Genomic DNA, 13058 nt, shown 5'->3' with positions numbered 1-13058 from the left:
AATTTTCCTTTTTAATTGTTGATATTTAGAAATTTGTTAATAAGTTGTATATTTTCATCAAAACTAGTCAAAATTTTTATTTGCATATCAAATTTTCTAGAATCAGAAATAATATTAACCATACTTTCAGAAGGATTAACGTTACTATCTTCTAGCGTTTCAGATAATATTTTTATATGAGGATTGTCTTTAATTATTTTGTTAGATTGGTTTTTGTCATTAATAAAGTATAATCCACTATTTCTATGTATTAAATTTTCTATTTTAATTTTCACTAACTTTATTTTATTTAATTTTTGATTAAATTTGTTGCTTCCTTTTGTTATTGTTATTGTTCCATTTGATAATATTCTACAATTAACATCCTGCGGTATAACTATAGGTCCATCTTTTCCCATAATTATATATCCTTGACTTGTTAATTGTCTTTTTTCGTTAACTTTTAAATGTCCATTTTTAGTGTAAGCTATATTATTTTTGTTAACTTTTACCACTATCCATCCGTCTGGGTTAATAACAGCAATATCTAAAGGTTGCATAGTATTTCGAAATGAACCTTGCGTAAGATCGTACCGTTTTTCAAACTCATAAGGATTTTTTTTCCAACTAACATGATCATTTAAAATAGTTCTAGAGTATAATTCTGCTTTAAATCCTGTTGTCAACATGTTAGCTAAATTGTTGGCTAATATTTCTTGATTTTCTAATATTTTTGTAGCAGACATCATAGATAAATATATTGAAGATTCCATAATTTTTTTTAAAAAAATATAATGTAATATTTAATTTGATATCAATACTTGAATTTATTAAAGATAGAAACGTTATTTATTTCAGATAACACTAAATATTATATATACATTTACTATTTATTAAGCTTGTTACAAATAATTACAATAATATTGTTGTGTTATGTACTTGGATAGTAATATATATTATTTTTAAAAAAAATAATATGCTTATTGCATAATTAATATAAATTTATGAAATTTTATATTTTTAAAATAATTATATCGTTAAAAATGATCTTTATGTTATAAAAAGTGTTAATAAAATTGTTTTATGTATTATTTTAATTTTGCAGTAATTTTTTTATTGATCTTAAGAGTATCTATTGTATTTATTATTTTTTAAATTAAAAAATATATTGAATACTAATATTTAGTGAACTAATTCATTTACGTTTTGTGTTTATTTGAAAAAATAGCGTTATGTTATTATACGCATAACATCACGCTACTAAAATTTTACATTTATCGCGAATGTTTTAAATTTTTAATAAAGTGAAAATTGTTTAAATTTATATTTATTGTCCAATGGTTAACGTTTTCATAATCATAGATTTTACTGTATTTAATACTTCTAAATTAGCTTGGTAGTTTCTAGATGCTGCAATAGCATTAATAGTTTCGGTGACTACGTTAACATTGGAAATTTCAGAAAATCCCTGAGAGTTGGCAATAGGATTTTTAGGATCATATATCACTTTTAATGGCGTCGTATCGTCTATTATTTTTTCAACTTTAACTCCTCCAGATCCAGAATCATTAGAATTATCAAATTTTAAAATTATTTTTTTTGCTATATATGGATGTAATTTTCCATCAGTGTTAACTAAGCTATCTATATTGGCTAAATTGCTTGCGTGTATTTGCATTTTTTGAGATTGCGCAATCATTGCAGAATTTGCAATGTCAAATATTTTTAGTAAAGACATATGTCATCCTTTTAATACATTCATTAAACTTTTAAATTTGTTATTTATAAAAATAATGTCCATTTGATACAATAAACTATTGTTAATAAAGTTTACTTTTTCAACATCCATATTTATTTTATTTTTTTTTATAATATATTTTTTCGCTACAATGTTTTCATAGTTTTCTGATTTTTTATGTTGCGCAATAGGAATATGTTTTTTAGAAGTTAATGTTAATTGGCATTGCGGCTTTTTATTATTTTTTTTTAAGAGCTCATTTAATGCTTTTGAAAAATCGATATCTAATGGTTGATAATTTGGCGTATCGCTATTAGCGATATTAGAAGCTAATAGTTCTTGCCGATATGAACGTAAATTTAATACGCATTTATTAAAATAAAATTCTTTATCTAATTTATTTAACATTTTTCATCCAATGTACTTATTGTTCAGATATGATATTAAAAATATATTAATTTTTTACTAAACCGAATTAAGTGATATAAAAATATATAATACAATAATTAATATAAAATTATTAATTTATATTAATTATAATTTTATATATATAAATTAATATAATTATATACATAGTATACGCATATTTTATGAGTATTATTATAATAACTATTATAACGGAAAAGTATATGATTTTTAAAATATGTATTTTATTAAATTTATTATTTTTAATAGTTTTTAAAATTCAAGCTAACAGTTTTCCAGAACATCTTGTTAGTTTTTTAAAACAAAAAAATCTTGCGTATTCTGATAGTATGAGCATTATTGTATATAATGATATTTCTTCCAAAAAATGGTTAACATGTTCTTCTCCTACGTTTATTGCTTCAAATACTCTAAAATTATTTGGATTAATGAATATTGAAGTGATATGTGAAAAAATACATCAATTCATCCAAGTAGAAGTCAAAGTTAAAGGAGAATATATAGTAGCCGCTCGAAATATTAAAAAAGGAAAAAAAATAGTAAATTCAGATATCTCTACAAAATATGGATATTTGGATAAAAACAAGTTGAATGCTCATTTAGATAAGAAAAAAATATTAAATTTAATGAGCTTAAAAAATATTAAAAAGAACGAATTAATTACTAGAAATTTATTACGTCCTATGTGGTTGATTAAAATCCATCAAAAAGTATCAGTAACAATTAAAGATATAGGATTCATAATTATTTCAGAAGGACATGCAATGAACAATGCATATAGAAATCAAAAAGTAAAAATAAAATTGGACAATGGTACAATAATATCAGGAATAGTAAATGATAAAGGCGTTATTATGGTAAATAGATAAATTTTTATTTTTTGATCTATAATTTTTTAACTAAAATAACTTTTTTATTATAATTGTATTTTAATTTTATATGCATTTAATGTAATTAATAAGTCTTTGGTATTTAACCGTATCCTAAAATTATTTTAAGTTGTAGAACTTGTACGCAATATAGTTAATACTTTTTCAAAATCACTTTTCTATCAAATGTATAAATATTTTTATTAATTAATTTTCTATTAATTAATAACATTGTTTTTTGTTATATGTTTTAAAATAGTAATAGCATTAAATTTTATTAGTTTTTTATTTCAACGAATTAGTATTATTTTGTTGCTCTAGAGTTTAATAATAAAAATTTTAGAAAATATTTTAGTACTATCAAGATTGCTTTTGTAAGGTTGTATCTTTTTAACAAAAAATTCATTCACTATTAAAATTTCATAAAATAAATTGTGTTATTTTGATCTTTTAATCACGAGTATGTTCACTATTTTAAAATAATGATCTATTTTTTAAAAACTATTTTAGAAATTACTATAAATTTTAAATTTGAGTAGTATTCTAATGATGCAATATAATAACTAAAATTAATTAATAGTTTGACTTTTTACATTATACATAATTAAAAGGTAGTATAATTGTGAATGTTTTGAAATTGTTAATGTCACTAAGTTTTATTACTTTCTGTTCAAGAATATTAGGATTTATACGAGACACATTTATTGCATATACATTTGGAGCATCAGGATTAACAGATGCTTTTTTTTTAGCTTTTAAAATTCCGAATTTGTTTCGTAGAATTTTTGCAGAAGGTCTTTTTTCTCAAATATTGATACCTGTTTTATCAGAATTTAAAAATATTCATAATATTAAGTTTATAAAAGAGTTCATTGCTAACGTATTAGGTTTTATGATGTTTTTTTTAAGCATTTTTACATTTTTAGGAATATATTTTGCATCAAATATAGTTTCAATTATTGCTCCTGGTTTAAACAATAATCCTCATGAATTATATTTAACAACAAAATTACTTGAAATTGTTTTTCCTTATATATTTTTTGTTTCTTTAGGATCGTTAATTAGTTCTATTCTTAATACTTGGAACTATTTTTTTATACCTGCTTGTTCTCCTATGATATTAAATTTAAATATAATAGTTTTTGTATTATTTTTTTCTTCATATTTTTCTATGTCTATTTTTTCTTTAGCTTGGGCAACTTTATTAGGTGGATTAATCCAAGTATTTTATCAAGTTCCATTTTTAAGAAAAATTGATATGTTGGTGTTTCCAAAATTAAATATTAAAAATATGAGATTGCAAACAAGTTTAAAAAAAATTAGTATAATTATCTTTGGACTGTTAATCAGTCAAATTTCAGTCATTATAAATACTATTTTTTCTTCGTTTTTGGTTCCTGGATCTATATCGTGGATATATTATGCTGATAGATTAGTAGAATTTATTTCTGGAATTTTTGGAGTCTCTTTAGGAACAATTTTATTACCTTTATTATCGAATAGTAAAATTAGTACTGATAGAAACAGACATTCTAAATTATTAAATTGGGCTCTTCGAATTGGATGTTTAGTAGCTATTCCTAGTTCTATCGCGTTAGCGATTTTATCAAAAATAATAATAATCGTATTATTTCAATATGGAAGTTTTTCGACGTTCGATGTTCTTATGACTAAGAATATTTTAATGTTTTATTCAATAGGATTAGTTCCATTAATTTTGATAAAAGTTTTATTACCCCAATTTTATTCAAAAAACGATTTTATTAGTCCTACGATTATTTCTATTTTAGTTTTAATAATAACTCAGTTAATGAATAGTATCTTTTTACCTTATCTAAAACATAATAGTTTTGCATTATCTTCTAGTGTTGCAGCTTGGATGAACTTTATTTTATTATGTTTGATATTATTGAAAAAAAAATTTTTTCAGTTTGAACCTGGGTGGTTAATGTTTTTAGGAAAAATATTTATTTCTTCTACCGTTATGACTTTTATTTTATACTTTAATTTAGATTTTTGCTCTAACTGGAATTCAGGAACAATGTTGTTTAGATTATATCAATTAATATTAATATGTTTGTTATCAGGATGTAGTTATTTAATAATGCTTTTTTTATTAGGATTGCGTTTGAAACACTTTTTGTTAATTGAATTAAAAAAGACAAATTTTGAATAGTATTTTGGAGGAAGAGGGATTCGAACTCTCGGATGATTTCTCATCGGCGGTTTTCAAGACCGCTGCCTTAAACCACTCGGCCATTCCTCCATAAATTACGATCACATATCAAAATATTATATAATATTTATCTAAAACTTTAAAGAAATTATTTTTACAATAAACGTAATTTTTTAAATAATTTATACTACCGTGTTTAATTGATATTAAAATACTTGTAATTATGAATTAATATTGATAGAATTTAAAAAGTATGGCGCGTTGACAGATTGGTTATGTAGCGGATTGCAAATCCGTTTAGCCCGGTTCAATTCCGGGATGCGCCTTGTTATTTTTGCATTTATCTTTATAAAGCCCAGATGGTGAAATTGGTAAACACAAGGGATTTAAAATCCCTCGGCTGTATGGCTTTGCGGGTTCGATTCCCGCTCTGGGTATTAATTTTTTATTTTACTTTTTATTTTTTTGATATGCTTGATAAACTTTAAACTGAGTATTTTCTTTTAAAATATTATATTTTGCAAAAGCGCATTTAAAAAATGGATCGCAAGAGATACTCGAATTGACTACAATTCTTATTTCACCTTGTTTTTTTAAATATCTAACTGAATCTTTAATAATTGTACTTATACAACGTAAATTTATTTTTGAATTACAATGAAAAGAAGGATTTGACATAATAAAATTGAATTTTTTATGAATATTTGAATAAACATCACTAGGAAATATATCTCCTATGATATTATTACATTCTAAAGTTAATTGACTAGATATTAATGCAGCTATATTTGTATCTACTAACGTTAATTTTACTTCGCTAGATTGTTTAGCTAATGATACTGATAAAATTCCTGATCCGCATCCTATATCAAGTATGTCTCCTTTTATTGATTTTGAAAATGTTGATATTAATAATTGTGAACCTATGTCAATTTTATTGTAACTAAATACCCCTGGTATAGTTTTTACAAAAATGTCTTTCCATGTTTGTTTGTATATAAAACTTTCAAATTTAAATTTTGGTCTAACAACAATGTTACCAGAAAAAAGATGACAATGTTTTGCAGAATCTATTTTTTCTAGATTTATCCATGTCTTCAATAATTTTTTTGCAGTTTGTATCCCACTTCTTTTTTCTCCAACCAAAAAAATGGGGGTTTTTTTAGATAAAAAAGAAAAAATACGTTTTAAATGAAATATAGCTTCAAATTTACTTATTGGCCAAAAATATAATATAAGATCAGAATTTAAAATTGTTTGTTCATCTTCTAGTAAAATAAATTTTACTACATGTGTTGTTTTATTTTTTAAATAAATCCAATTATTTAACGTTTGAGTATATATAGTTATTTTTTTTCCTAGTCTATTGAGATATAAATCACTACATACGTTCCCTGATATGAAAATTTTTTTTTTAAAAATAAATGCATATTTTTTAAAATTAATTTGTTTGTATTTATCATATGTTTGACATTATTTTCTTTCGATAGATGTTTTAACTATACATTGAATTATCATGTTGAATATCATATATTTATTGACAATATATTGTAAAATATCATTATATAAAAAGGATATTATGTTTTATAATAATATTTTTATAAGTGACTGATGTTTTTTAATTTTTTATTTATATTATGTATTTTATTAATATAACACCCTTATATGATAATTCTATTTAATATTGAAGACGAAATAATTGTTCAAGAATATTCTAATGCTATTTAAAATTTTCTATATTAAAATATTAAAATATTAAAATTTTTTCATTTAAAAAGTGTTTAAAATAATGAAAATTTTACCACTTGAATTAAAAGAAAGTACTCTTAAAATATTAGTTCTTCATTTAAAAACTGATTCTATCGTTTTAATACGTAAAGAATTAAATAAAAAAATCCAAATATCTCCTAATTTTTTTAAAAATTTACCAATTATAATTAATGTAGAACAACTATCGAACTTAGATAATCTAGATAATATAAGAAGAGTTATTATTTCTTTTGATTTATGTATTGTAGGGGTAAGTGGTTGTTATAATCATGTTTTAAAAAATACCATTTTAAAATCTGGATTACCCATTTTATCCAACAATACAATTAATGATATTCATCGACATCAATCAAATAATGATTGCGCTGTTTCTTTCAGTAAATATGAAAAAACTAAAATAATTGATTTTCCAGTTAGATCTGGTCAAAAAATTTATGCTATTGATTCTGATTTAATAGCTACTAGTAATGTGAATGCAGGAGCGGAAATAATTGCAGATGGTAATGTTCATGTTTACGGAAATATGAGAGGAAGAGTATTGGCTGGTGCTAAAGGAGATATTACATGTCAAATATTTTGTATCAGATTTTTTGCAGAACTAGTTTCTATTTCGGGAGAATATTTATTAATTGATCAATTTTTTTCTGATTTTATAGGACAAAGTGTTAGAATCTATATAAAAAATAAAACATTAAAAATATTCAAGCTTTAATAAAAATTGTTAAGGATGTATTTATGGCGCGTATTATTGTAGTAACATCAGGTAAAGGAGGCGTTGGGAAAACTACTTCTAGTGCAGCTTTAGCAACAGGTTTTGCACAAAAAGGAAAAAAAACGATAGTAATTGATTTTGATATAGGACTACGAAATCTAGATTTGATTATGGGCTGTGAGCGTAGAGTAGTATATGATTTTATAAATGTAATTAATGGGGATGCAAATTTAAATCAAGCGTTAATTAAAGACAAAAGAACAGATAACTTATTTATTCTTCCAGCATCTCAAACTAGAGATAAAAATGCATTAACTACGTTGGGTATAAACAATGTTTTTAAAGAACTAATAGCAATGAATTTCGACATCATTATTTGTGATTCACCAGCAGGAATCGAATCTGGTGCAATTTTAGCAATATATTTTGCAGATGAAGCAGTTATTACTACTAATCCCGAAATATCATCTATAAGAGATTCTGATCGTATATTAGGCATCATTGCATCAAAATCTAAACGTTCCAAAAATATATCCAATTCTCCTATAAAAGAGCATTTATTGTTAACTCGTTATGATCCAATTAGAGTCAATAAAGGAGAAATGTTAAGCATACAAGACGTTTTAGATATTCTTAGAATACCATTAATTGGAGTAATTCCTGAAGACTCTTCTGTTTTAAAAGCATCTAATCAAGGTAAACCTATTATTTTACATACTACTTCTCATGCTGGACAAGCGTATTATGATACTGTAGAGCGTTTATTAGGTGAAAACATTCCTTTTCGATTTATTAAAGAAGAAAAAAAGAGTTTTTTGAAACGGTTATTTAGGAGATAAACATGGCTTTATTAGATTTTTTTTTATCTCGAAAAAAAAATACTGCTAACATAGCAAAAGAACGATTACAAATTATTGTTGCTGAACGTAGACAGAAAGATAATGAACCAAATTATTTACCTGAATTAAAACAAGAAATTTTACGCGTGATTTGTAAATACGTTAAAGTTGATCCTAACATGATTTCAGTTCAACTAGATCATAAAGAAAAAGACATTTCTATATTAGAATTAAATGTTACTATTCCAGAATAGGCATAAATAAAGGCAACACTAATTTTCTATAAAAAGATTATTTATAGTTTGAATATTTATTAATCCAGAATGTTAATTCTGGATAAATAGATGCATTTTATATTAAATTAATGGTTATGCAATTTTCATTAATATATTGTTTGACGATAATATATTGGCAATATTTTGTAAGAATTTTTATAATTTTGATAAATTTTATGTGATAGATATAAAGAAATGGTAAATTCTGATTGAGGGAATGTAATATTAGTTACGATTAGATGTTTGTAAACGTTATTTAGAAATGATCGTGAAAAATTTCCAACCATTATCCACGGTTTTTGAAAGGTAGAAATTTTTCTAATGGTCTGTTCAACAGACAGTATTATTTCTGATGTTTTCTGCGTCCAATAACATTTTTTATTTTTTATATATTGTACAACATACAATAAATTATTATTTATTTTTAAAAGAACTAATACTTTTTTTTTGTGAAACATCTTCCATGCTTGTTCTGCCATGATTAGTGTAGTAGGAAATGCAATAATTGGAATTTTTAATCCTAATGCTAAACCTTGAGCGACAGCAATAGTTGTCCTTGTTCCTATAAAATTCCCAGGTCCTTTAGAAACAAGTATAATATCTATTTCATTTAAAGCAATATCGTTTTCTATCAATAGTTGTTTTATCATAGGCAAAATATATTTAGTTTGATTTTTATTACATAATTTATTTCTACTATAAATATTATTTTTATGTAGTAAAGCAACAGAACAATTGGAAATTGAAGAGTCAAAAGCTAAAATAGTATTATACATATGAATTTTATCTTTTTAAGATGTACTAAAACATTTTATATTAATGAATATATCAAAAAATACATAAAAATATTTACATTGTATTATTTTAATTGTATTAGTTTAGTAATAATGTTAATTATTTTTTTGATGATGGGAATATGTTGTCTTTAGTAATTCGTACTAAATTAATTCGATATTGTGTTGCTTCTACGATGTAAAAATGTAAAGGAGGAATATGAATAGTTTCTCCTGGTAAAGGTAATTGTCCTTTTTGAGCAATTAATAATCCAGCTAGTGAAGCATAACTATTTTCTTGTTTAATTAAATTTGTAGTACTTAAATATTGTTGTAAAGAATGCAAATCTGCTCCACCTTTTACTAGCCAACTATCTTGTTCAACAATAATATCAGGTGTTTCATCTGCATCAGGAAATTCACCAGCAATAGCTTCTAAAACATCTAATGGAGTTACTAGTCCTTGTACTACACCAAATTCATTAGTAACAATAACTAAACTTCCTTTAGCACGCCTTAATACTCCCATTAAATTAATTGGATCGATCGTATCTGGTATAATTATTGGTGGAATAGTAGAAGAAAATTTTACTACATCTGTTTTATTTTCTATTTCTACTAGTAGTTCTTTAGCACGTGCAATTCCTATAACTTCATCTAATTTTCCTTTACAAATAGGAAACAAACTATGAGGAGTGTCTAATAATTGCGTACGAATACTAGATATTGATTTTTCTACGTTAACCCAGGAAATTTCGCTCCTAGGGGTCATGATACTTCTAATAGATCTAGCAGCTAATGTTAATACACTATTGATCATATACTTTTCTTCTTCTTTGAATTCTCCAGTATCTGTAAAAGATGTATTTACAACTTTTTTTTCTGTACTGCTGATGGAAGAAGGTATTATACTAGCATTTTTATATTGATCTCGAATCATTAATCTCAATATAGCTTCTGCAGCTCTTTGTCTCATCGGTCTTCGAGATTGATGTCGAATAAAATTCCGACGCGCAATTTGATTAAATAGTTCTATAATAATAGAAAAACTAATAGCAGAGTACAAATATCCTTTTGGTATAAAAAATCCCAATGCTTCTGATACTAATCCGAATCCTATCATAAGTAAAAAACTTAAACATAAAACCACTACTGTTTGATGTGAATTAATAAAGTTTATTAAAGGCTTAGAAGCTAATAACATTAAAGTCATAGCTATTATTACTGCAGTCATCATAATTGGTAAATTGTTTATCATTCCTACAGCAGTAATAATAGAATCTAAAGAAAAAACAGCATCTAAGATAACAATTTGAATTACTATAGTCCAAAAACTAGCATAGTTTTTATTATTATCATCTTGACGTATATCATTGTCTAATCTTTCATGTAATTCTATAGTTGCTTTAAATAGTAAAAATAAACCACCAATCAATAATATTAAATCTCGTCCTGAAAGAGAAAAATATTTATTACTAATGATAATTGACGTTAAAGTTGCCATCCATGACATAAGTGAAAGTAAACTTAATCTCATTAAAAGCGCTAAACTTAATCCGATTAAACGAGCTTTATCTTGTTTACATGGGGGTAATTTTTTTGAAAGAATCGCAATAAATACTAAATTATCGATACCTAATACTACTTCTAGTATGACAAGTGTTAATAGACCTGCCCAGCTTGACGGATCTAAAAAAAGTTCCATTAGAAACTCCGTAAAATAATAGGACAGAATAAAAATTTTTAGTTAACATATGAACGTAAAAGTTTAAAATTAGTATTTTAATTCTTCTTATTATCTATTTTTTATATTTATGTTAAGATATAAACAATGTTTTTTAAAATAAAGGCCTGATGAAATTGTACATAGGCCTTCATTAGAATTTTAAGGTAATAAACCGTCACATTGAGAAAAATTTTTTAATTTTACATAAATCATGTTATTAATAATTGATTTTTTATCGTTTGATTTCTATAATTTTGTAAAAATAATATAAAATATTACTTTTTAGATAATAAATATTATGTTCTTTATTTATTACAAAACAGGTTTTATATATTATCGCAATTAGTTGATCGATTTTTTACATATATTCTCTATTATATAGAGCGTTAATTCGTTTTTCTAATGATGGATGAGACATAAATAAATTTAAGAAACGTTTAGATTTTCCATTAATACAAAATGCAATCATGCTATTAGACGCTTGAGGTTCGTAACTCAATTTTAGTTTTTCTAATGCTGCAATCATTTTATGTTTTCCTACTAATTTCGCAGATCCTGCATCAGCATAAAATTCACGATGTCTAGAAAACCATAGAGTTATTATACTAGCAAAGATACCAAAAATTAGTTCTAAAATAGTAGAAGAAATTATATATATCCATTTATTTCCAGAGGAATTGTCATTCTCGTCTTTATCTTTTGATAGAACATGTGATATCATTTGAGCTACGATTCTAGATGCAAAGATTACAAATGTATTTACTACTCCCTGCAATAAAGTCATAGTAATCATATCACCATTAGCTATATGCGTAATTTCATGAGCTAGAACAGCTTCCGCTTCATCTTTATTCATATGATCTAATAAACCAGTAGAAACAGCAATTAATGCAGAATTACGTCTTGGACCAGTAGCGAACGCATTTATATCAGCAGCACAATATATTGCTACTTCTGGCATTCGAATACCTACTCTTTCAGACTGATGTTTAATTGTATTCATTAACCAAATTTCGAGATCACTATTTGGATTTTTTATTATTTGTCCATTAATAGATTTCAAAGCGATCCATTTTGACATTAACAATGATACAATGGATCCGCTAAATCCGAATATAGTTGACATTATTAATAGTCCATATATACTCTCAGATTTTATTCCTGTAACACTTAAAATAAAACCAAAAACACACATAACAGCTAAATTAGTTAGCAAAAACAGAACGATACGAATCATGATTGTTTTCCTAAATTTTTTATTGAAAATAAACGTTTAAGTTGTTTATATAAATAATTAATTTAATTTTTTTATCTTTTAATAATAATTCTCATATTAACTTACAATCGATATTTATGTATACTTTGTAAACTAGTTTTACTTCGAATTATTTTCAAATAATGTTAGGTATAACTGTAATAATATAATTTAGAATATTTTTTAAAATTTAGTTATTGATATAAAATATTTTATATGCGCATCTGTATAAATTTATAAAAAAGATAATGTTAATTATTAAACAAAATTATTTATATTGTATATGTCGCTGTCAAAATATGTTTTATATTATTGTGATATTTAAATTTATAGAATTTATTACCATATAATACATATTTTAAATGATATTATTACATGTTTAAGGACAGTAATGAGATGTTTAAAAAAGTAAAATAAACACGATTTATATTAGTTATTAACTATAACAACATTTCTTGGGACAAAACATTATTTTTAATACTATATAGTTAAGTACGACAATATTTTATACTAGTTAACT

12 protein-coding genes and 3 tRNA genes are annotated in these 13058 nt (G+C 24.2%); 7 read left to right on the top strand and 8 right to left on the bottom strand.

Translation table 11 applies throughout. The features are described from left to right. Positions 1-11: 11 nt before the first annotated feature. From U0T55_01575 to flgB, 3 genes are all read right to left on the bottom strand, one after another. Positions 12-752, bottom strand: coding sequence for a flagellar basal body rod C-terminal domain-containing protein (locus U0T55_01575; GenBank protein ID XBC42614.1), 741 nt, complete (start codon positions 750-752; stop codon positions 12-14). Positions 753-1306: 554 nt separating this feature from the next. Further along, on the bottom strand, positions 1307-1717 hold the full coding sequence (gene flgC, locus U0T55_01570) for a flagellar basal body rod protein FlgC (protein ID XBC42613.1): 411 nt from the start codon (positions 1715-1717) through the stop codon (positions 1307-1309). Between the two features lie 3 nt (positions 1718-1720). Beyond that, the gene (gene flgB, locus U0T55_01565) at positions 1721-2125 is read right to left on the bottom strand and encodes a flagellar basal body rod protein FlgB (GenBank protein XBC42612.1); all 405 of its coding nucleotides are present in this window, start codon (positions 2123-2125) and stop codon (positions 1721-1723) included. A gap of 221 nt (positions 2126-2346) precedes the next feature. Between flgB and flgA the strand changes: the two genes are divergently transcribed. Together flgA and murJ are read left to right on the top strand one after the other, a co-directional pair. Further along, positions 2347-3012, top strand: a complete 666-nt coding sequence (gene flgA / locus U0T55_01560; protein XBC42611.1) for a flagellar basal body P-ring formation chaperone FlgA — start codon at positions 2347-2349, stop codon at positions 3010-3012. Positions 3013-3655: 643 nt separating this feature from the next. Next, entirely contained in the window at positions 3656-5188 is a 1533-nt protein-coding gene (gene murJ / locus U0T55_01555; GenBank protein XBC42610.1) for a murein biosynthesis integral membrane protein MurJ, read from the top strand. Positions 5189-5193: 5 nt separating this feature from the next. Here murJ and U0T55_01550 read toward each other — a convergent pair. Then, positions 5194-5278: transfer RNA gene (locus U0T55_01550), tRNA-Ser, on the bottom strand. Positions 5279-5443: 165 nt separating this feature from the next. On the opposite strand from U0T55_01550, the gene U0T55_01545 reads away from it, so the two are divergent. Next, positions 5444-5514, top strand: a tRNA-Cys gene (locus U0T55_01545). Between the two features lie 27 nt (positions 5515-5541). After that, a tRNA-Leu gene (locus tag U0T55_01540) sits at positions 5542-5625 on the top strand. 13 nt (positions 5626-5638) lie between these two features. Here U0T55_01540 and rsmC read toward each other — a convergent pair. Further along, a complete protein-coding gene (gene rsmC, locus U0T55_01535) occupies positions 5639-6589 on the bottom strand; it encodes a 16S rRNA (guanine(1207)-N(2))-methyltransferase RsmC (protein XBC43067.1) in 951 nt (316 codons plus the stop codon). Positions 6590-6977: 388 nt separating this feature from the next. On the opposite strand from rsmC, the gene minC reads away from it, so the two are divergent. From minC to minE, 3 genes are read left to right on the top strand one after another with little or no spacing between them, the layout of a single operon-like run. Next, positions 6978-7670, top strand: coding sequence for a septum site-determining protein MinC (gene minC, locus U0T55_01530; GenBank protein ID XBC42609.1), 693 nt, complete (start codon positions 6978-6980; stop codon positions 7668-7670). Positions 7671-7693: 23 nt separating this feature from the next. Then, a complete protein-coding gene (gene minD, locus U0T55_01525) occupies positions 7694-8509 on the top strand; it encodes a septum site-determining protein MinD (GenBank protein XBC42608.1) in 816 nt (271 codons plus the stop codon). Positions 8510-8511: 2 nt separating this feature from the next. Beyond that, positions 8512-8763: a cell division topological specificity factor MinE gene (gene minE, locus U0T55_01520; GenBank protein XBC42607.1), complete on the top strand. Its 252-nt coding sequence runs from the start codon at positions 8512-8514 to the stop codon at positions 8761-8763. A gap of 128 nt (positions 8764-8891) precedes the next feature. Here the strand turns inward: minE and tsaB are convergent, their stop codons facing one another. From tsaB to htpX, 3 genes are all read right to left on the bottom strand, one after another. Next, on the bottom strand, positions 8892-9560 hold the full coding sequence (tsaB, locus tag U0T55_01515; GenBank protein XBC42606.1) for a tRNA (adenosine(37)-N6)-threonylcarbamoyltransferase complex dimerization subunit type 1 TsaB: 669 nt from the start codon (positions 9558-9560) through the stop codon (positions 8892-8894). A gap of 118 nt (positions 9561-9678) precedes the next feature. Beyond that, on the bottom strand, positions 9679-11262 hold the full coding sequence (locus U0T55_01510) for a TerC family protein (protein XBC42605.1): 1584 nt from the start codon (positions 11260-11262) through the stop codon (positions 9679-9681). Positions 11263-11641: 379 nt separating this feature from the next. Then, a complete protein-coding gene (gene htpX, locus U0T55_01505) occupies positions 11642-12520 on the bottom strand; it encodes a protease HtpX (GenBank protein XBC42604.1) in 879 nt (292 codons plus the stop codon). Between the last annotated feature and the right edge of the window lie 538 nt (positions 12521-13058).

The organism is Buchnera aphidicola (Kaburagia rhusicola ensigallis) (assembly GCA_039830025.1).
GTDB classification, from domain to species: Bacteria; Pseudomonadota; Gammaproteobacteria; order Enterobacterales; family Enterobacteriaceae; genus Buchnera_B; species Buchnera_B aphidicola_AW.
Note: the sequence above shows the minus strand (reverse complement) of the source record. Positions and strands in the feature narration are given on the sequence as shown.

Bases quoted from the DNA above. Each gene is read 5' to 3' on its own strand.
- U0T55_01575 (XBC42614.1), bottom strand. From the start codon at position 752: ATGGAATCTTCAATATATTTATCTATGATGTCTGCTACAAAAATATTA.
- flgC (XBC42613.1), bottom strand. From the start codon at position 1,717: ATGTCTTTACTAAAAATATTTGACATTGCAAATTCTGCAATGATTGCG.
- flgB (XBC42612.1), bottom strand. From the start codon at position 2,125: ATGTTAAATAAATTAGATAAAGAATTTTATTTTAATAAATGCGTATTA.
- flgA (XBC42611.1), top strand. From the start codon at position 2,347: ATGATTTTTAAAATATGTATTTTATTAAATTTATTATTTTTAATAGTT.
- murJ (XBC42610.1), top strand. From the start codon at position 3,656: ATGTCACTAAGTTTTATTACTTTCTGTTCAAGAATATTAGGATTTATA.
- minC (XBC42609.1), top strand. From the start codon at position 6,978: ATGAAAATTTTACCACTTGAATTAAAAGAAAGTACTCTTAAAATATTA.
- minD (XBC42608.1), top strand. From the start codon at position 7,694: ATGGCGCGTATTATTGTAGTAACATCAGGTAAAGGAGGCGTTGGGAAA.
- minE (XBC42607.1), top strand. From the start codon at position 8,512: ATGGCTTTATTAGATTTTTTTTTATCTCGAAAAAAAAATACTGCTAAC.
- tsaB (XBC42606.1), bottom strand. From the start codon at position 9,560: ATGTATAATACTATTTTAGCTTTTGACTCTTCAATTTCCAATTGTTCT.
- U0T55_01510 (XBC42605.1), bottom strand. From the start codon at position 11,262: ATGGAACTTTTTTTAGATCCGTCAAGCTGGGCAGGTCTATTAACACTT.
- htpX (XBC42604.1), bottom strand. From the start codon at position 12,520: ATGATTCGTATCGTTCTGTTTTTGCTAACTAATTTAGCTGTTATGTGT.